Genomic DNA, 19,926 nt, shown 5'->3' on the forward strand with positions numbered 1-19,926 from the left:
GGCACGCGGCATCACATCGGGCCTGGCGGATTACAGGTCGAAGCCGAAGCCCGCGCCGGCGGACGACTCGCTGCCGCTGAAGCTTGCGCCCAGCGAGAATGAACCACGGTCGCCCAGGCGCTTGCCGTAGCCGATCGACACCGCACCCTGGCTACCCTGCACGCCCACGCCGATCGCGATCCGACCCTTCGCGGAGGCACCCAACGCCGCGTTCACCGCCATCTGGGTCATTGCGCTGCCCATCGCGCCAAGCCGGTCGATGCGCCGGTCGGTCTGCGCGAAGCGGCGGTCCATTTGCTGCTGGTACTGGTTGAACGTATCGTTCCAGGCGGCGAACCTCGCATCCGCATGCGCCTTCGCCGCGGCCAGGGTCTGGCCGGAGGTGGAATCGGTATATGCCTTGGATGCCGTCAGGGTGGTGACATCGCCAGCGTCGGCATGCGCATTGGCCGCGGTGAGGGTAGCCGCATCGCCGGCGTCCGCATGCGCATTGGCTGCGGACAAGGTGGCGGTGTCGCCCGCGTCCACCATCTGGGCCACCTGGCCCAGGTCGGCGCCGGTTCCTGCTGGGCCCTGAGGACCGGCCGGGCCGGCCGGGCCGACCGGGCCGGCGGGACCGGCGGGACCGCTGGGGCCCATAGGACCGGTGGGGCCTGAAGGGCCTGAAGGCCCCGCAGGACCCTGCGGGCCCTGTGGGCCGGGCGAGCCCACCCCACCCGCCAGCGCCGTCAATCTGGAATCGACCGCTGCGAACGCAGCCGCCACGGTGCCGTAGCTGGTCCCCTGGATGTTGAAGCTCGGCGGAGTGAACACGCCACCAACCAGACTGGCGCCACCGCCGTACCAGCCCACCAGCGTCCGCAGCTGGCGTACATTGACCGCATCGGTGTCCTGGGTCCCGTCAGCCAGGTAGATGATCTGATTTTCGTGATCCTGCCTGCCCACCGAAACCGCGAAATCACGGTCGGCCACGGCCTGGTAGCCAATCGCGGTACTGCCGAAATTCAACGCTTCCGACTGGTAGCCGAACGCACTGGATGCCTCCCCCGTGGCGCGGTTGTCGTAGCCGAAGGCACTGGCGCCGAACTGGCTGGCGTAGTTGCGATAGCCGATGGCGCTGGACGCCACCCCGCCAGCGAAATCGAAGAGGCCGATCGCGGTGCTCTGGATGTTGTCCGCCGTGCTTTGCAGGCCCATCGCCACGCTGTTGTCCCCCCGCGCGTAGGCCGCGTTGCCTACGGCCACCGAAGACAGACCCTCGGCCCTCGCGAGCTCCTCCAAATTGACCATTCCATCACCGTTGCCATCCGACCATCCGCCTGCTGCAAAAGACCCGTTGCCCTGTGCTTGAGCCATGAAGCCGAAGGCACTGGAATACAAACCACTGGCCCTGTTGTTGAAACCGAAGGCGGATGACCAGTCGTTGATGGCAACATTGGAAACGCCAAATGCACTGCTGAACCGGCCACGGGCCAAGTTGTTCGAGCCGAAGGCATTACTTAGATCGTTGGTGGTCTTGTTTCCAAAGCCAACTGCACTGCTGGCGGTCGCGGAAGCAGTATTGTCGAACCCATATGCCGACGCCTGGATGGCACAGGTGGCATTGTTGCTTCCGTACTCGCTGCCCTGATCGGTGGGTGCGGCTGGCAGCGGGTTGCCGTTGATATCCAGGCATGGCGGATCGGCCGCGAAAGCCGGGGCGGCGGTCGCCGCCAACAGGGCCAGGCTCAAAACAGACAACGCCGGATGCCGGCGGCTAAGGGTGTCGGACATGTGGTTTTCCTTGGTCAAGGCCGGGCGAAATGCCGGCGTGACTGTCCTATGCGAAACTTCATCGACAATCCGGACATGCGTGGGGAAGACGCTTGCCATCGGCCACCCAATCGCCCGAAGTCACCATGCTGCTGGCGCGCGCGCGCGCCGGCGACGATGCGGCGCTGGGTGCCGCCTATTCGGCGTTGTACGACGAGCTGAAGCGCGCCGCTCGCCAGCAGCTGCGGCGCATGCACGACGCCTTCCAGACCACCGCGCTGGTGCACGAGGCCTACATGAAGCTGGCCGGTGGCGCGCAGCTTGCCGCGGTGGACCGCAACCACCTGCTCGCACTGTCGGCGCGGGCCATGCGCCAGGTGCTGGTGGACGACGCGCGCGCGCGCAAGGCGGAAAAGCGCGGCGGCGGCCAGGAGGCGTTGACGCTGGGCGCCGCGCTGGGCAACGGCGAGACTGCAGCGGTCGAGGTGCTCGCGCTGGACGAACTGCTGTCTTCCTTGCACAGGCTCGACAAGCGCGCCGCGCAGATCGTGGAGTTGCGCTACTTCGGCGGCTATTCCGAAACCGAGATCGCGGACATGCTGGGCATCAGCGACCGCACGCTGCGCCGCGACTGGCGCAAGGCGCGCGCCTTCCTGTTGGCGGAGATGCAGGCGTGAGCGACACGGCCCGCCGCCAGCGTGCGCTGGCCATGTTCGATGAAGTTGCCGAGCTTGATGGCGACACCCGGGAACAGCGACTGCTGGCACTGTGCGGGGATGACGCGGCGCTGCTCGCGCAGGTGCGGGCGCTGCTGGCCGCGGATGCGGACGCCACCGAACCCTTCGCCGGTGCCCCGCACTGGGGCGCGGCCCTCGCTGCCGACGCCACCGACGGCGATGTCCTGCTCGGCCGCAAGATCGGCGCATGGACTGTGCTCCGGATCATCGGCCGCGGCGGCATGGGCACGGTGTACGCGGCGGAACGCAGCGATGGCGCCTACTGTCAGCAGGCCGCGCTCAAGGTGATACGGGCCAGCGCCGATTCACAACTGGCGCGCGAACGCTTCCTGCGCGAACGCCAGATCCTCGCGCAGCTGCGCCATCCCAACATCGCCAGCCTGCTCGACGGCGGCATCACCCCCGCGGCCGAGCCCTGGTTCGCGATGGAGCTGATCGAAGGCGAGCCGATCGACCGCTGGTGCGACGCGCGCCGGCTTTCCTTGCGCGCGCGCGTTGTGCTGTTCCTGCAGGTGCTGGAGGCTGTGCGCTATGCGCACCGCAACCTGGTGGTGCACCGCGACCTCAAGCCATCCAACCTGCTGGTCGAGGGCGAAGGCCAGGTCAAGCTGCTGGACTTCGGCATCGCCAAGCAGCTGCAGGGCACCGACGAGACCGCCACCCACGACCGCGCATTGACCTTCGAGTACGCCAGTCCGGAACAGCTGCACGACGCGCCCATCACCACCGCCACCGACCTCTGGCAACTCGGGGTGGTCCTGCACCGGCTGCTGTCGGGCGCGCATCCATTCGGGCTTACCCGCGACACCCCGGTGGCCAACCAGCTGCAGCAGCTCGAACGCGAGCCGGAACCATTGACCCGTGCCGCCGCACAGGCTTCGCCCCAGCAGGCTGCGCTGCGCGGCGGGCTGACGCCGGACGGGTTGTCGCGCGCGCTGCGCGGCAACCTCGCGGCCATCGTGCAGGCATGCCTGCGCCGCGATCCCGAACAGCGATATGCCTCGGCCGATGCCCTTGCCAGTGACCTGCGCGCCTGGCTGGACGATCGCCCGATCGCCGCGGTGCCGCTGTCTCGCCGGCACCGTGCGCGCCTGTGGCTGCGGCGCAACCGCCTGCTGGCGGTGGCTGCGGCCGCGGTCGCCCTCGCCCTGCTGGCGGGCACCGCGGTGGCGCTGTGGCAGGCCAGTGAAGCGCGCGACCAGGCCCGCATCGCCCAGCGCGAGAGCGAGAACGCCCGCGCGGCACTGGCCTTCCTCACCGATACGCTGGCCGCGGCCGCGCCAGGCCAGGCGATGAGCACCGATGTGAGCGTTCGCCAGCTGCTGGACAAGGCCCGCGCGCAACTGGACAAAAAACACCTGCAGCCGGGTACGCGAGGTTCGATCCAGCGCCTGCTCGGCAACCTGTACGGCGCACTGGGCGAAGCCACCATCTCCGCAGGCCTGTTCGAAACCGGACTGCGCGGCGCCAGGCCCACCAACCGCGAGGAGGCGCTTGCACTGGCGATGGACCTGGACGGCTATGCGGGGGTGCTGGCCACCCTCGAGCGCGGCAAGGAAAGCCTTGCCACAGCGCAACGCGCGATGGCGTTGCGTCGGCAGTTCGCAGGCGGCGACCTCTACCAGCAATTCCTCGGCGAACGTCAACTGGCAGTGGCCTACACCAGCCTGGCCGACTGCAAGCGGGGCGATGCGCAGTGGAAGCAGGCGTTGGCCGCTACCGGCAACCTGCGGCCCGAGCAGGCGGCGGAAGCTGCGCAGGCGGCAGTCATGTATTCGCGCATGCTGTTCAACTGCGGTGAGTATGCGCGCGGCCTGCAAGTGGCCGATGCCGGGATCGTCGCGGGCGACCGTGCCGGATTGCCCGCACTCGCCCCGGCGCGTGCCGACCTGCTGTGGATGCACGCGGCGAACGGCTACGCGACCAGCAAGCTCACCGCAGGCGAGGCGAAGGCGCGCCTGCACGACGCCATCGCCATCCACGAAAAGGCGATCGGACGAAGCGGTGTGCAGCTGGGTGAGTACTACTCGACCCTTGGCACCGTGTTGCAGACGTCTGGCCAATTGGGCGAAGCGCTGGAAGCGCACGAGAAATCCGCGGCCTTGTCCCGCGCAGCCGGCGCCCGGCCGATCGACCAGGCCATCACCCAGTACAACATCGGCTACCTCTACCGCGACTACGGAGACTATCCGAAGTCGCTGGCCGCCCACGAGCGCAGCCTGGCGATCTTCGAGCAGGCCGGCATCGAACCCGATCACATCGAACGCCGTCGTTCGGAGAAGTGGTACGCGCTGGCGCTGGCCCGTGCCGGCCGCACGGCCGAAGCGCGCCAACGCCTGCTGCGACTGCAGGAACGCGCGCGCGCGCTGGACGGCGTGGATTCCGTCGAGTACATGGACGTGACCTGGCAGCTGCTGCGCACCGCGGTGATGACGAAGGATGTTGCGCGGGGCCTTCCGCTGTTGGCCGAGGTGCGCGCCCGCATCGCGAAGTTCGTGCCTCCCGGGCATCCCGTGTTCACCGAATTCCTGCGGGACGAAGCCAGCTTCGCCAGCTTGCAGGGCGATGCCATGCATGCCCTGCAAGCACAGCGCGACGCACTGGCACGCGCGGAGGCGGCGAAGAACGACGTCGACATCGCGGTGGTGCGCGCCGAACTGGCGATGATGCTGGCGGCGACCGGCGATCGGGCCACCGCGCGGCGCCTGCTGGCGCTGGCGATACCCCGCTTGCGGACGGCTTTCCTGCCTGGGCACGTCAACCGCGGCAAGTTCGAACTGCTGGCGCGCCAGCTCGACATCCGTTGACCTGAACCGACGCGTGAAGCCAGTGCGCGCTGCCGGCTACTGGCAGGGATCGATCGGGGTCAGCGTGTATTGCTCGGTGCCGTCGCTGCAGCGTGTGCCCATTGGCGTTTGCACGCAGCCATTGCCGGTGCCGGTGATGGTGCCGCCATGTTCATCGGCGGTTGCAGTGTAGGTGCCGCTGCCGGAGACCCCGATGCCGCTCATGTTGCCCTGGTAGGAGTACGAGCCGCCGCGTTCGCTGGACGGGGTGAATGTCACCGTGTTGCCGCTGCCACTGATGGTGAACGGCTGCCCCAGGTCGCAGATGGTGCCAGTGCCGTGGAACTCGTCGAGTCCGCCTTCCGCGGCGTAGGCCCGCACCGCCCTGGTGTCGAACTCCAGCGTGGCGCGGCCCACGCCACGCTTGCTGCGCGCCTCGAACGCGATGCTCGCTTCTTCGTTTTTCTTGTCGGGGCCGGCATAGCCATACCGCGCATCAGCCGCCACCTTGCCGCTGGCAGGTTGCAGGCTGGCCCCGCCACTCAGCACCGCGATCACCGTGCCACCGGCCGGCCGGCCGTCGGCGGTTGTGCGCGGCCGGGCTTCGAGGTCGAACGCCGTGTTCGGACGGATGCCCCGGCGCTTGGACGGGCTGCTGGTTACATCCAGCTTGACGCAACGGCCGCTTTCCCACGGCGCACCGTTTGGGTTGCCGATGCCGCGCAACATGATTTCGGAAAGCAGCGCCTGCAGCTCCGCGGATGCTTGCAGCAATCGCCTGGTGTTCTCCACTTCGCCGGGCCGGAAGATGCTCATGCCCTGTTCCCCATGGTTCTCGAAGATTTGCTCGCCGCCGCGCGTGCGACCGAACGTGATGTCAACGCTCTGGCTTTCGAAATTCTCGCTGCCGGTCATCTTGATGCGCGCTTCGATGGCGGCCCCGTCATCGCCCTGCATCAGGCGTGCATCGTCGTCCAGGAAGCGCTCGTACTTGAAACTCGAATGGATGGAGCCACCGGTCCCGGGTTTGCTGCTGACGCTCATCCGCGAGTCCACCTCCATCGCCACCTCGACCCTGCCCTCCTGGTCCGGGCAGGCAGTCATCTGCGTCTTGATCGCCACTTTTCCGTTGAGCCCGCTCTCGTTGACCTCGTACTCCACCGACTGCGAGATCGAGCCGTCCTTGCTGACCTGTATTTCAGCGCTGCCGCCCTTGCCGTCGAACCTGAGCGGCCCCTTCGCCGCCAGCTCCGACAGGCGTTCATCGGACATGCCGCTGAGCGCGCTCGCTGCGACGCCGTTCATCATCATGCCGGCGAACCCGGCCATGCTCATGCCGATGTATCCACTGGCCATACCCTCGCCGGTGAATGCGGCCGGCACCAGCTTCGGCATGTCCGCCTCGGCACCGCGCAGCTTGCGCTCGTAGGCATCGCCCAGCGCCTGCAGCGCGGCAATCGCCTGCGTCTCGCCTCCAAGCGCCCGCTCGATGCCGCTGCCCTGCATCAGTTTGTAGTGCAGCCAGTAATCGGCAACCGCCACCTTGCGCAGGGTGGGATCGGGGCCTTCGGCGAGAAACGCCTGCATTTGTGCCCGGCTCGGCACGTGGTTGGTCGCACCCCCGCCAGGTGCGACCGGCGGCAGCGAATCCTTGTCCGGCGCCTGTCCGCAGGCGACCAGCAGCAGCGACAGGGCGAGCAGGGCGGGCAGCGGGCGCATGGCGATTCCTCTGGGGATCATCCATGCATAGCGAAAATCAGACCCGCAACCGGACAGCTCAGCGCGCCACGCGTGCCCCACGGAGGCTGGATATGCCCGCGGCCACGTCGGTCCACACCAGCCAGGCACCGCCGGCATCCACCGCCAGCTTCGGGTAGCCGCTGGCCAGGCCGCGCGCGCCCAGTTTCGCGACCTGGGTCTTCTGCAGCGGCTTCGACAGATCCAGCGGGTAGCGCGCCAGCATCAGCGCCTGCCCCTGCGAGTCCTCGCGCAGCCACGCCACCCACACCTGGCCGGCGTCGATCCCCACCGCGGCACGGCCCAGCACGGCGGCGCCGCTGTCCACCGTGACCGGATCGAAGAAGCGATCACCGGAATTCGGACTGCGGGCCAGCCGCAGCGTCGGCGTGCCGCCGGCTTCGCTGTACCAGGCCACCACCGCGGTGTCGCCGGATGCGGCCAGCGCCGGACCGGCCACCGGGCAGGCATCGATTTTCCAGCCATCCGCGTGGACGGCCTTGGGCGCGGTCCACGCGCCGTTTTCGAGCCGCGTCACCGCGATGTCGCGGACGTCGTCATCGCCACGGTCGCGGTACGCCAGCAGCGGGCCGCGCGCGGTCATGGCCACGGCGGTCTGGCAGCAATCACAGCTGCGCGCATCGACCAGCCCATCTGCGCCGCGATTCAGGCTCATGTCGAAGCGGTTGGCGCGCAGCTGCATGGCGCCGCTGGCGGCGCTGTGACCATCCGGCCCGTGCGCCTCGCCGACGCCCTGCGCGCGGCCGTCCAGCCAGGCGATACCCAGCGCATCCGCGCTGGCCGGCCACAGCGCGGCGAAGCCGTGTTCCACCGGGCGGGCGTCGTCGTTGACGCGGGTGATCTGGGTCCAGGCCATGCCGCCATCGCGCGAGCGCGCCAGCACCAGGTCATAGCCGCCGGCATCCTCAGGTTGGCGCTGCAGCCACTGCGCCCACAGCGCGCCGTCGGGCGTGGCCAGCAGGTGCGGCGTATCGGCGGCATTGACGATCAGCGAATTGCCCACGGCAATGGTGCGCGGCTGGCTCTGCCAACCGGCCTGTTCGGAGTAGGACGCGAACTGCAGTGCGTTGCGGCGACCGGGGCGGCGGTTGATCCAGCTCAGCAGCACCCGCTCACCCGGCGCCAGCACCAGGTCCGGCGCCATCGACCCGGCTTCCGCGGGCAGCACCCAGGTCTGCATGGCGCCGGGGCCGTTGCCGGACTGCGCGGGAGCGGTGTCGCGCTTGCAGGCCGCCAGCAACGGCAGCGAGCAAGCGAGGGCGAAGGCGAGTGCAGTGCGTGTGTTCATGGGCGAAGGATACGCCGGGCGATGGGTTCCTTCTCCGCATCGCAGATGCGGCCTGTTTCCCTTCTCCCCGTTGCACGGGGGAGAAGGAAAATTGAGACAGGCTCAGGGGGTCGCATCGCCACCTGATGCCCTTCTCCCCGCACAGCGGGGAGAGGGGAAATGGCCGAGGGCGAACTCAGTCGCATTGCACAGCGGGGAGAACGGAAATCGCGGCGGGGCCGGCTGACCCGCATGACCGGCAGACGGAAAAGTGTCAGGCCGCGCGTTCGCGCCGCGCCCGCTCCAGATGCACCAGCAGCAGCGAGATCGCGGCCGGGGTCACGCCGGGGATGCGCTGCGCCTGGCCAACGGTCTGCGGGCGCACGCGCTGCAGTTTTTGCAGCACCTCGGCCGACAACCCGCGCACGCCGGGGTAGTCGAACGCCTCGGGGATCGCGGTGGCCTCGTGGCGGCGCTGGCGTGCTATTTCATCGTGCTGGCGCTGCAGGTAGCCGGCGTATTTGGTTCCAATCTCCACCTGCTCGGCCACCTTGGCATCGGCGACGGCGGGACCCAGTTCGGGCACCCGCATCAGCGCGGCGTAGTCCAGCTCCGGCCTGCGCAGGAGATCCAGCGCATTGCTTTCGCGGCTGACGTCCACGCCGATGTGGCGGGCGATGGCCGCGCCCAGCGCATTGTTCGGCGCCGCCCACAGCGCGGAGAGGCGCGCGGTCTCGGCTTCGACCGCCTCGCGCTTGCGGCTGAAGCGCTGCCAGCGCGCCTCGTCCACCAGCCCGAGCTCCCGGCCCACCGGCGTGAGCCGCGCATCGGCATTGTCCTCGCGCAATTGCAGCCGGTATTCGGCGCGGCTGGTGAACATGCGATACGGCTCGCTGGTGCCGTGGGTGATCAGATCATCGACCAGCACGCCCAGGTACGCCTGGTCGCGACGCAGGGTGCAGGCCTCCTGCTGGCGACCCAGGCGCGCTGCGTTCACGCCGGCCAGCAGCCCCTGCGCAGCCGCTTCTTCGTAACCGGTGGTGCCGTTGATCTGGCCGGCGAAGAACAGCCCCGCCACCGCCTTGGTTTCCAGCGACGCCTTCAGCCCGCGCGGATCGAAGAAATCGTATTCGATGGCGTAGCCGGGGCGGGTGATGTGCGCCTGCTCGAAGCCGCGGATGCTGCGCACCAGCGCCAGCTGCACGTCGAACGGCAGCGAGGTGGAAATGCCGTTCGGATAGATCTCGCTGACGCTCAATCCTTCCGGTTCGACGAAGATCTGGTGGCTGGCCTTCTCGGCGAAGCGCACCACCTTGTCCTCGATGCTCGGGCAGTAGCGCGGGCCGATGCCTTCGATCTGGCCCGAGTACAGCGGGCTGCGGTGCAGCGCGTCGCGGATGATCTGGTGGGTGCGCTCGCAGGTGTCGGTGATCCAGCAGCTGACCTGCGCAGGCTGGTCTTCATGGCTGCCCATGAACGACATAACCGGGCGCGGGTCGTCGCCGGGCTGCTCGATCATCACCGAATAATCCAGCGTGCGGCCGTCGATGCGCGGCGGCGTACCGGTCTTCAGCCGGTCCACCACGAAGCGGCCTTCGCGCAGCGTGTGCGCCAGCGCGGTGGACGGCGGATCGCCCATGCGCCCGGCGGCGTACTGGGTTTCGCCGATGTGGATCTTGCCGGCGAGGAAGGTACCGGCGGTCAGCACCACCGCCGGCGCGTGGAAGCGCAGGCCGGTATTGGTGATCGCGCCGCGCACGGCGTCGTCTTCGATGACCAGGTCATCGACCGCTGCCTGGAACACGGTGAGGTTGGGCTGGGTTTCCACCGCGCGGCGGATGAAGCTGCGGTACAGCGCGCGGTCGGCCTGGCAGCGGGTGGCGCGCACCGCCGGCCCCTTCGATGCATTGAGCACGCGCCACTGGATGCCGGCGGCGTCGGCGGCCTGCGCCATGATCCCGCCCAGCGCGTCGATCTCCTTGACCAGATGGCCCTTGCCGATCCCGCCGATGGCCGGATTGCAGCTCATCGCGCCCACGGTTTCGATGTTGTGGGTCAGCAGCAACGTGCGCGCACCGACGCGTGCCGACGCCAGCGCGGCTTCGGTGCCCGCATGCCCGCCGCCCACGACGATGACATCAAAGTTGTAAAAGGATTCACTCATGGCGCTGCCATTTTAAACGCCCGGCAGTGCCGGGCGTCGTGGTGGCGGGAAGGCGCCTGGCTTACCAGATGCGCACCCGATCCTGCGGCTTCAGGTACAGCTTCTGCCCGTCCTTGACGCCGAAGGTGTCGTACCACGCATCGATGTTGCGCACGGTCAGTGCGCGCCATTGGCCGGGTGCGTGCTCGTTGCCGACCACCTGCGAGCGCAGGGCGGCGTCGCGCATCTTGCTGCGCCAGGCCTGGGCGAAGGCGAGGAAGAAGCGTTCATCGCCGGACAGGCCGTCGATCACCGGCGCCGGCTTGCCGCCCAGCGACTTGTGATACGCCACGTAGGCAGCCTGCAAGCCGGACACGTCGGCGATGTTTTCGCCTAGCGTCTGCTGGCCGTTGATGTGCAGGCCCGGCAACGCCTCGTAGCCGTTGTACTGGGCAACCAACTTGTCGGCGGCAGCCTTGAAATGGGCGGCATCTTCCGGCGTCCACCAGTTGTGCAGGCGGCCCTGGGCATCGAACTCCGCGCCGAGGTTGTCGAAGCCGTGGCTGATCTCGTGGCCGATCACCGCACCGATGGCGCCGTAGTTGGCGGCGTCGTCGGCCTTGGGGTCGAAGAACGGCGCTTCCAGGATGGCAGCGGGGAAATTCATCGCGTTCTGCAGCGGCAGGTTCACCGCGTTCACCGTTTGCGGCGTCATCCACCATTCCTTGCGGTCCGGTGCCTTGCCCAGCTTGGCCAGCTGATGGCGGTACTCGGCTTCACCTGCGCGCAGCGCATTGCCAAGCGGATCGTCGGCCTTCACCTCCAGCGATGAATAATCGCGCCAGCTGTCCGGATAGCCCACGCCCACCAGCATGGTCTCGGCCTTCTGCTTGGCCAGTTTCTTGGTTTCCGGGGTCATCCATGTCAGCTTGTCCACGCCGTCGCGGAACGCGGCGAGGATGTTGTTCACCATCGCCTCGACCTGCGCCTTGGAGCTGGCCGGAAAGTATTGCTTCACGTACAGCTGGCCGATGGCGTCGCCCAGCGCGCCGTCGGTGGCAGCCAGCGCGCGCTTCCAGCGATCGCGCTGCTGGGTGGTGCCGGACAGCTGGGTGCCGTAGAAGCCGAAGCGAAGGTCGGCGTAGGCCTTGGGCAACAGCGAGGCGCTCTGGTTGAGCGTGTGGAAGCGCAGGTAATCCTTCCACGTCGCCAGCGGCTGGCTGGCCACCAGCGCCGAGAGCTTCTTGATGGCATCAGGCTGCCACACCACCAGCGTTTGCTGGCCAGTCAGGTTCGCGGCGTCGAAAAACGCCGGCCAGTCGATGCCGGGTGCCTGCTTGCCGAAGTCGGCGGTCGGCCACGGATTGTTGGCCTTGTGGATGTCCTGGGTGTCCACCACGCTGGCCTGCGCGGTGGCGATTTTGGTTTCCAAGTCGAAGATGGCCTGCGCCTGCTTGTCGGCGTCGGCGCTGCCGGCCTGCTTGAGGATCGCGGCGATGTAGGCCTTGTAGGCGGCGCGATTGGCGGCCATGTCCTTGTCGGCGGACAGGTAGTACTCGCGGTCCGGCATGCCCAGGCCGCCTTGCAACAGGTAACCCACGTTCTTGTCCGGCGTGTCCAGGCCGGCGGCCACGAACAGGCCCAGCAGGTGTTCGGTGTAGTAGTTGGTGGCGTTGACGGGATCGACATCGGCGCGCAGGGTGCTGCCCAGATAGCGCGACAGCGAGGCGCCATCGGCAATCGCATTCACTGCATCCAGCCGGGCCTGCAGCGGCGCCAGCGCGTGCGCCTCGATGCCGGCTTCATCCATGTAGGCCGCGTAATAGTCCGCGATCTTGCGCTCGTTGCTGCCGGCGGCCGGATGGGTCTTCTGCAGCGACTGCACCAGGTCCGACAGGCGCTTTTCCGCCTTCTCGAACACGGTATAGAACACGCCGGTGCTGGCGCGGTCGGCGGGAATCGCGGTGGTCTTCTGCCAGACGCCATTGGCATAGGCATAGAAATCGTCGCCCGGCGCCACCGACTTGTCGATGCCGGCCAGGTCGATGCCCATCGTGGGAGCGGCTGCGGGCGCGGCCGCCGCGACCGGCGCGGATGCTGCCTCGTCCTTTGGTTTGCAGGCGGTCAGTGAAAGACCGGCAAGGGCGCAGGTCACGGCCAAGACCAGAGGGGTGCGGTGAAAGCGGGTGGAGTTCATGCAGGGTTCCCGAGGATTTGGTGCGCACATCCTGCACCCATTCGCCGCCGCAGCAAGTGCAGGAAGTCAGGCGAACCTGGCCTGGAATTGGCTGCGCAGGCTGCATTGAGCCGCCGCGCAGCAGTGACTTGCGCGATAGGCCGTATGGCCGAAGCAGGACCGGGCGAACGCGACATCCCCGCTGCTGCCCCCCACAAACGAGGGATGGGCACGCGGGCGATGACAAGGCACGATTCATCTAGGCTATTGCAAAATGTTACGAAATACGAAAAATAGTGTGATGGGGATCACCTTTTATCTGCCGGGCGTTCCGTGAATCGGAGCGCCGGGTTTCGTTTCAACTCCACGAAAGGGTCAAAAACATGTCCAGCATTACCAAGAACACGCGTCATTCCGTGCGCGGCCGGCGGTTGACGCCGCGTCGCAGCGCATTGGCGCTGGCACTGCTCGCCGCCGTTGCCGCGCCGGCGTTCGCGCAGTCGGTGGGTACTATCACCAACCCGGGCTTCGAAACCGGCGATACCAGCGGCTGGACCACCTGCGGCGGCAAGTGGTACGGCGGCTGGCCGGCCGATGAAACCTTCTGCAGCGGCCCGGCAACGCTGGCGACGATCATGAACGCCGGTACCTTTGATTCCATCACCGGCGCGCCGACCGTGTTTGCCGGCAATCATTCGCTGCGGCTCAACGACCAGGGCAACAACTACGACCTGACCGCGCTGATGCAGTCGGTCACCAATTATGGCGCCTCCAAGATTTACTACGCGTGGAACGCGGTGCTGGAGCCCTCGCATGGGGCCGAAGACAGTCCCTCGTTCATCATCAAGGTGGTGGACAAGACCACCGGCCTGGTGGTCACCAACATCGCCTACAGCGCCTACACCGCGCAGAACACCACCCTGTTCCGCGACGTCAACGGCTACGTGACCACCGACTGGAAGGTCGAGGACATCGACGTCACCGCCGGCCACGATTACGACATGGTGTTCGTTGCCGTGGACTGCATGTACGGTGGCCATACCGGTTACATCTACGTGGATGGGTTTGGTGACGAAGTGCCCACGCCCAACGGTGACGTGGACTTCGACCCGAACACCGACGTGGTGCAGGGTAGCGACATCCTGATCCCGATCGGCGGCAAGCCGGACATCGACCTCGCCAAGCCGTTCTACACCACGGTTGAGCTGGCGAACGATGAAGTCAACCCGAATTTCGTTGGCGGCACCCTGCAGGTGGATGCCACCACCGTGGGCCCGGTGGCCAACGCGTTCACCGTGCAAAGCCAGGGCGGCACGGTGGATACCAACGGCAACACTATCGTGTTCTCCGGCGCCTTCACCGGCGTGGGCGGAATGACCAAGATCGGCCTGGGCACGCTGACCCTGTCGGCGATCAGCACCATCAACGGCGACTTCGACGTCAACGCCGGCACCCTGGACATCGCCGGCGCGCTGTCCAACCATGCGGTGAACGTCAACAGCGGCGGCACCCTGATCGGCAGCGGCACGGTGATCGCGCCCATCAATGTCAACAGCGGCGGCGTGCTGAACCCGGGCGCGGCGATCGGCACGCTGAAGGTCACTGGCGGCAACGTCACCCTGAACACGGGTTCGACTTTTGCGCTGGACATCGACGGCCGCACCTACAGCCCAACCGGCGGTGCGGGGTCGTATGACCGTCTGGCGTTGAGCGGCGGCAGCGCCGGCTTCGTCGCCGGCGGCACCATCAGCCCGATCCTGCGCGGCATTCCAGGCGGCAACAACACGTTCACCCCGGTGCTGGGCGACTTCTTCACCGTGGTGACCGCCGACAGCGTGACCGGGCAATTCGCCTCGGTGCTGCAGCCGACCGCAGGCATGCCTGCCAATCGCCGCTTCGATGTCCTGTACAACCCGAAGAACGTGCAGCTGGTGCTGACCCCGGCCAGCTTCGCCACCCAGGGCATGGGCGATGGCTGGAAGCTCGACGGCATCGCCGCTGCGGCAGGCCTGGACGCCGTGCGTCCCACCGCCGGCGCGCGCAATGGCAACCTGCAGTCGCTGTTCAACGGCCTGTACGGCATGACCTCGCAGATGTACGGCCTGGCCTTCCAGCAGATCTCGGGTGAAATCCATGCCCACAACCTGCTGATGGCGAACAACTTCGCACGCGAAACCGGAACCGCGGTGCTGGAGTCGGCGCGTGGACGCATCGACCAGCAGTGCCCGGCGGCGCGCGGCACTCAGGAAGCGGGCGACGGCAAGCGCGATGCGGCGTGTGACGATGATCGCAATGGCCCCGCGCTGTGGACGCGCCTGACCGCGCAATACAGCAATGCGGGTGAAACCCCGGCGGCCTATGGCTTCAACGCCGACCGCTACGGGGTGCTGGCCGGCCTGCATATCATCAACAACGACAGCACCCGCCTCGGCGTGGGCCTCGGCTACGCGGGCACGACGCTGGATTCGGACATCGGCAGCAATGCCAAGTCGCACGAAAACTCGCTGTTCGTGTATGCCGCGCATGACTTCGGTGCGCTCAACCTGAGCGGCACCGTGGGCTGGGCCAATGCCGATACCGATACCAAGCGCGTCACCGCGTTGCTGACCGGCTACAACCTGGCGCAGGCATCCTATGGCCTGGACACCCTGTATGGCGCGTTCGAGGCGCGGTATGACTTCCCCCTCAGCGACAAGACCGTGATCCGCCCGGTGGCGGGCCTGTTCTTCAGCAATACCAAGGGCAAGGCGGTGAACGAAACGTCCACCGACCCGAACCAGGCGCTGGTCCTGCCAGAGGAAACCTGGAAGACCTCGCATGCCAAGCTGGGTGCCGAAGCCGAGTTCGGCCGCGGCGGCAACGTCCAGGGCTTGCTGTTTGCCAACTGGCTGCACCAGATCGATGGCGACAGCACGGCCTCGCGCGCGGTGCGCCTGGGCAATGCCAGCTGGCGCGTGGCCAGCGATGCGCTGGATGACAATGGCTATGACTTCGGTGCGGCATTGAATGTCCGGCTGGCGCCGAAGACCCAGCTGCGCCTGGAATACCGTGGTTTGCGCAACGGCGAACTGTCGTCGAACACGGGTTCGGTGACGGTGTCCGTCGCGCTCTGAGGCCAGGCACGCCTCGCCACCGGGCACGGATGCCCGATGGCGAGGTCAGCCGCGGACTGTCAGGCCACCGCCTCCGGGTTGGTGGCCTGTTCATTGAAACGTGCATGGATCGCCCGCCAGCCCTCGAAGCAGCGTTCGGCGGCGGCAACGCACTGCGGGTCGAACTGGCTGCCGGCGTGGGCGCGCAGGTAGTCCATGCCCGCGTCCAGCGACCAGGCGCGCTTGTAGGGGCGCGGATTGGTCAGCGCGTCGAATACGTCGGCCACCGCCACGATCCGCCCTGCCAGAGGAATGCCGGTGCCCTGCAGCTGGTTTGGATAACCACTGCCGTCCCAGTGCTCGTGGTGGCAGCCGATCACCGCGCGCAGCATCTGTGCGGAGCGTTCGCTGGCCAGGCCGAACTCGCGCATCATCACTTCGATCATCTCGCTGCCTTTTTGCACATGCGTTTGCGCGATGACGTATTCCTCCGGGGTCAGCTTGCCGGCCTTGAGCAGGATGTGGTCCGGGATCGCGATCTTGCCGATATCGTGCAAGCCGGCGAACTGGAACAGGAATTCGCTGTCCTCATCGGACAGGCCGCAGTCCGGGCCCAGCGCGGCCGAGATGCTGCGCGTGTAGTGGGCGACCCGGGTCACGTGGCCGGCGGTTTCTTCATCGCGATGGCGGCCGAGTTCACGCGCCAGCGCCACCGCACTGCGCAGCGCGCGCGCGCTGGACAGGTCATGGGCAATCAGGGCTGCAATCAGCTGGGCATAGTTGTCCAGCTGCAGGGTGACGTCTTGCCGGAAATGGGCAGGTTGCCGCGAGTCGAAAAACAGGAAGCCCAGCAACTGTTCGTGGGCATACAGCGGGCAGGTGTAGCTGGAGCGGTAGCCGGCATCGAGGATGCGTCTGGTGTGCTCGCTGGGGGAATCGGACAGCGTGCTCAAGTCGTCGATGGTTCGACTGATGTGGCTCTCGTGCAGTGCTTTCAGCGAGGGCACGTCCGACAGACGGGCCTGGTAGCGCTCCAGCGGAGCAGGGCCGTCGCCCGTGTGCACGAACGTGTTGAGCAGGTCACTGTCGGCATCGTAGAGGGCCACGCCAATGCGACCAACGTTTCCGACATGGTGCTGGATCTGCTCGTGAATGCCGCTGATCTTCAGGCCGAGCGTGTCGTCATTCATCGTCGGTTGCGCCCTTCCCGCTCATGGCATCCACGAATTTCACAATAACGCAGAATCCTGCCGATTGCGGCAAGCCGCGCACCGGCTTGCGCGCTGCGCGCACTCCCGCCGCAGCGGGGTGGGCCGATGTTCAACCCGCTGCTGCCAGCCGCGCGGGGATGCGGCACACTGGCGGCAAGCGGCATGGCCGCAAGGTGACAGGGAGAGTGCAGATGAGTGATGTCTATCCGGTGGAGGCAGGCTTCGCGGCGCAGGCGAACATCGACCGCGCCGCCTACGAGCGCGCGTATGCGCAGGCCCTGAACGATCCCGATGCCTTCTGGGGCGACATGGCGAAGCGCCTCGACTGGTACAAGGCGCCCACCGTCTTCAAGGACGTCAGCTACGACCTGCGCGACTTCCGCATCCGCTGGTTCGCCGATGGCGAGCTCAACGCCAGCGTGAACTGCCTGGACCGCCACCTGGACCAGCACGGCGACAAGGTCGCGCTGATCTTCGAGCCCGACAGCCCGGACGCGCCGGTGCAGAAGCTCACCTACCGCGAGCTGCACGCGCGCGTGTGCAAGCTGGCCAACGCGCTGCGCAACCTCGGCGTGGGCAAGGGCGACCGCGTCACCCTCTACCTGCCGATGATCCCGGAAGCGGCCATCGCCATGCTGGCCTGCGCGCGCATCGGTGCGATCCACATGGTGGTGTTCGGTGGCTTCGCGCCCAATTCCATCGCCGACCGCGTGGCGGACTGCACCAGCAAGCTCATCATCACCGCCGACGAAGGCCTGCGCGGCGGCCGCAAGGTGCCGCTGAAGGCCAACGTGGACGCCGCGCTCAAGCTGCCCGGCACCAACTCGGTGGAGACCGTGCTGGTGGTGCGCCACACCGGTGGCGCGGTGGACATGCAGATGCCGCGCGACCGCTGGTACGACGCCGTGGTGGACAGCCAGCCGGCCACCTGCGAGCCGGAGCGCATGAACGCGGAAGACCCGCTGTTCATCCTCTACACCTCCGGCAGCACCGGCAAGCCGAAGGGCGTGCTGCACACCACCGGCGGCTACCTGCTGTGGGCCGCCTACACCCACGACGTCACCTTCGACCTCAAGCCCGACGACGTGTTCTGGTGCACCGCCGACGTCGGCTGGGTGACCGGCCACAGCTACATCGTCTACGGCCCGCTGGCCAACGGCTGCACCGAGGTGCTGTTCGAAGGCGTGCCCAGCTACCCGGACTTCTCGCGCTTCTGGGAAGTCATCGACAAGCACCAGGTGACGATCTTCTACACCGCGCCCACCGCCATCCGCGCGCTGATGCGCGAGGGGCTGGAGCCGGTGAAGAAGACTTCGCGCAAGTCGCTGCGCGTGCTCGGCAGCGTGGGCGAACCGATCAACCCGGAAGCCTGGCGCTGGTACTTTGAAAACATCGGCGATTCCCGCTGCCCGGTGGTGGACACCTGGTGGCAGACCGAGACCGGCGGCATGCTGATCACCCCGATCCCCGGCGCCACCGATCTCAAGCCCGGCTCGGCCAGCAAGCCGCTGCCGGGCGTGCAGCCGGCGCTGGTGGATGCCGAAGGCAACCGGCTGGAAGGCGCGGCCGAAGGCAACCTGGTGCTGCTGGATTCGTGGCCGGGGCAGATGCGCTCGGTGTACGGCGACCACCAGCGCTTCATCGACACCTACTTCAAGACCTATCCGGGCATGTACTTCACCGGCGACGGCTGCCGCCGCGACGCCGACGGCTACTACTGGATCACCGGCCGCGTCGATGACGTCATCAACGTCTCCGGCCACCGCATCGGCACCGCCGAGGTGGAAAGCGCGCTGGTGCTGCACCCGAAGGTGGCCGAGGCCGCGGTGGTGGGCTTCCCGCACGACCTCAAGGGCCAGGGCATCTACGCCTACGTGACGCTGGTGGCCGGCGAGCAGGAAACCGAGGAGCTGCGCAAGGAGCTGGTGGCCTGGGTGCGCAAGGAGATCGGCCCGATCGCCACGCCCGACTTCCTGCAGTGGGCGCCGGGCCTGCCCAAGACCCGCAGCGGCAAGATCATGCGCCGCATCCTGCGCAAGGTGGCCGAAAATGCGCCGGACCAGCTGGGCGACACCACCACCCTGGCCGATCCGTCGGTGGTGGAGTCATTGGTGAAGAACCGCCGCGACGCGTGACGTCGTCTGTGCGCGGCAGGCTGTATGCGGCCTGTCGCTTCCCATGACGATGGGCGCGCCGGGATGGGTCAAAACCCGTAGCGCAGGAATCCACCATCCACGGCGATGCATTCGCCGGTGACATAGCCGGAGGCCGGCAGGCACAGGAAGGCGACCGCTGCCGCCACTTCCTCCGGTTCGCCCACGCGGCCCATCGGCGTGCGCAGCAGCACCTCGTCGAGGTAGTCGGGGTCGGCCAGTTTGCCGCTGGTGCGACGGGTGCGGATGTACCACGGCGCCACCGCGTTCACGCGGATGCCGTCTTCGGCCCATTCCACGGCGAGGTTGCGGGTCATCTGGTGCAGCGCGGCCTTGCTCATGCCGTAGGGCGCGCCGCTGCGCACATGGGTGAGCCCGGACACGCTGCCGATGTTGACGATGGCGGAGGCGGCGTGTTTCGACAGCAGCGGATGCGCCAGCCGGCACAGCTCGAAGGCCGAAAACAGATTGGTTTCGAAGATGCCGCGCCACTGGTCTTCGCCATAGTCCAGTGCCGGCCGGGTGAGGTTGCCGCCGGCGTTGTTGACCAGCAGGTGCAGGCCGCCAAGGTCGCTGGCCCAGTCGAGGATCTCGGCGCGCTGCTCGTCGTCGGTGACGTCGGCGCTCATCGCCAGCACGGCGTCCTCGGGACCGGGGAATTCGTCTTCCAGCTCGGCGCGTGCGTTTTCCAGCAGCTCGCCGTCGCGCGCCACCATCAGCACCTGTGCGCCGAAGCCCAGCAGTTCGCGGCAGATGGCCAGGCCAATGCCGGCGCTGGCGCCGGTGACCAGCGCGCGTTGTCCTTGCAGGCTCCAGCGGGATGAAAGCATGGCGATTTCCTGACGGGTGGC

11 protein-coding genes are annotated in these 19,926 nt (G+C 67.4%); 4 read left to right on the forward strand and 7 right to left on the reverse strand.

All coding sequences use genetic code 11. The features are described 5' to 3' along the window. Positions 1–30: 30 nt before the first annotated feature. On the reverse strand, positions 31–1,773 hold the full coding sequence (locus tag LIW09_RS12655; protein WP_275114553.1) for a YadA-like family protein: 1,743 nt from the start codon (positions 1,771–1,773) through the stop codon (positions 31–33). Positions 1,774–1,865: 92 nt separating this feature from the next. Between LIW09_RS12655 and LIW09_RS00670 the strand changes: the two genes are divergently transcribed. Both LIW09_RS00670 and LIW09_RS00675 read left to right on the forward strand, forming a co-directional pair. Then, positions 1,866–2,429, forward strand: a complete 564-nt coding sequence (locus LIW09_RS00670) for an ECF-type sigma factor (protein WP_256646074.1) — start codon at positions 1,866–1,868, stop codon at positions 2,427–2,429. After that, entirely contained in the window at positions 2,426–5,296 is a 2,871-nt protein-coding gene (locus LIW09_RS00675; protein WP_256646075.1) for a serine/threonine-protein kinase, read from the forward strand. The genes LIW09_RS00670 and LIW09_RS00675 overlap by 4 nt, the downstream gene beginning before the upstream one ends. 36 nt (positions 5,297–5,332) lie before the next feature. Here LIW09_RS00675 and LIW09_RS00680 read toward each other — a convergent pair whose 3' ends face one another. The 4 genes from LIW09_RS00680 to LIW09_RS00695 all read right to left on the reverse strand — a co-directional run bounded on the left by LIW09_RS00680 (position 5,333) and on the right by LIW09_RS00695 (position 12,640). Continuing rightward, positions 5,333–6,994, reverse strand: a complete 1,662-nt coding sequence (locus tag LIW09_RS00680; RefSeq protein WP_256646076.1) for a hypothetical protein — start codon at positions 6,992–6,994, stop codon at positions 5,333–5,335. 58 nt (positions 6,995–7,052) lie between these two features. Then, positions 7,053–8,321, reverse strand: coding sequence for a sialidase family protein (locus LIW09_RS00685; protein ID WP_256646077.1), 1,269 nt, complete (start codon positions 8,319–8,321; stop codon positions 7,053–7,055). A gap of 253 nt (positions 8,322–8,574) precedes the next feature. Then, entirely contained in the window at positions 8,575–10,464 is a 1,890-nt protein-coding gene (gene mnmG / locus LIW09_RS00690) for a tRNA uridine-5-carboxymethylaminomethyl(34) synthesis enzyme MnmG (RefSeq protein WP_256646078.1), read from the reverse strand. A gap of 61 nt (positions 10,465–10,525) precedes the next feature. Further along, positions 10,526–12,640, reverse strand: coding sequence for a M13 family metallopeptidase (locus tag LIW09_RS00695; protein WP_256646079.1), 2,115 nt, complete (start codon positions 12,638–12,640; stop codon positions 10,526–10,528). A 362-nt stretch (positions 12,641–13,002) separates the two neighbouring features. Here LIW09_RS00695 and LIW09_RS00700 point away from each other — a divergent pair, with 362 nt between their 5' ends. Then, positions 13,003–15,732 carry an autotransporter family protein gene (locus LIW09_RS00700; protein WP_256646080.1) on the forward strand — a complete coding sequence of 910 codons (2,730 nt, stop codon included), beginning with the start codon at positions 13,003–13,005 and terminating at the stop codon, positions 15,730–15,732. Between the two features lie 59 nt (positions 15,733–15,791). Here the strand turns inward: LIW09_RS00700 and LIW09_RS00705 are convergent, their stop codons facing one another. Then, positions 15,792–16,901, reverse strand: a complete 1,110-nt coding sequence (locus LIW09_RS00705; RefSeq protein ID WP_256646081.1) for an HD-GYP domain-containing protein — start codon at positions 16,899–16,901, stop codon at positions 15,792–15,794. Positions 16,902–17,113: 212 nt separating this feature from the next. Between LIW09_RS00705 and acs the strand changes: the two genes are divergently transcribed. After that, positions 17,114–19,057 (forward strand): acetate--CoA ligase, encoded by a 1,944-nt coding sequence (gene acs / locus LIW09_RS00710; RefSeq protein WP_256646082.1) that lies wholly within the window; start codon positions 17,114–17,116, stop codon positions 19,055–19,057. A gap of 68 nt (positions 19,058–19,125) precedes the next feature. Here the strand turns inward: acs and LIW09_RS00715 are convergent, their stop codons facing one another. After that, positions 19,126–19,905 (reverse strand): SDR family oxidoreductase, encoded by a 780-nt coding sequence (locus LIW09_RS00715; protein ID WP_256646083.1) that lies wholly within the window; start codon positions 19,903–19,905, stop codon positions 19,126–19,128. Positions 19,906–19,926 lie beyond the last annotated feature (21 nt).

The sequence above is a fragment of the Thermomonas paludicola genome (assembly GCF_024498955.1).
GTDB lineage: Bacteria > Pseudomonadota > Gammaproteobacteria > Xanthomonadales > Xanthomonadaceae > Thermomonas > Thermomonas paludicola.